Origin of the sequence: Arenibacter sp. F26102, from assembly GCF_023015865.1 — a bacterium.
Lineage (GTDB): Bacteria > Bacteroidota > Bacteroidia > Flavobacteriales > Flavobacteriaceae > Arenibacter.
Genome location: NZ_JALKBC010000063.1, coordinates 1 through 414, shown reverse-complemented (window position 1 = coordinate 414; position 414 = coordinate 1). Strand labels below are relative to the sequence as shown.

Here is a 414-nt window from a genome sequence, read left to right as displayed (position 1 = left end):
TATCGGAGTCGAACCGATGACCTCCTGCGTGCAAGGCAGGCGCTCTAGCCAGCTGAGCTAATCCCCCGTTTTCCTATAGGTCGGCTGATGCCAGTCAATAGTCGGCAGGTTTCCCAACTTCTAGAATTTCCTAATTCAATATTTTCAATCAATGAACGTGTTACTCTTTTTTTCGATGAACGCACCGACCCTCAAAGGCCAACACGCCACCCGGCTCCATCGCTATAAAAGTCCACCGGACTTTTTCTTAACGCTCGGCCCTGTAGTCTCAGGCAGACTTACCGCTTGCAGCGGCATGAACTTCTCGTCCGCACCTCGTCTACTTTGTAGTCTCAGGCAGACTCGAACTGCCGACCTCTACATTATCAGTGTAGCGCTCTAACCAGCTGAGCTATGAGACTGTTCAGATCCCCA

2 tRNA genes are annotated in these 414 nt (G+C 51.0%); both read right to left on the bottom strand.

Features of this window, described 5'->3' with window-relative positions:
* Positions 1-59: transfer RNA gene (locus MWU78_RS22275), tRNA-Ala, on the bottom strand.
* A 268-nt stretch (positions 60-327) separates the two neighbouring features.
* A tRNA-Ile gene (locus tag MWU78_RS22270) sits at positions 328-401 on the bottom strand.
* Between the last annotated feature and the right edge of the window lie 13 nt (positions 402-414).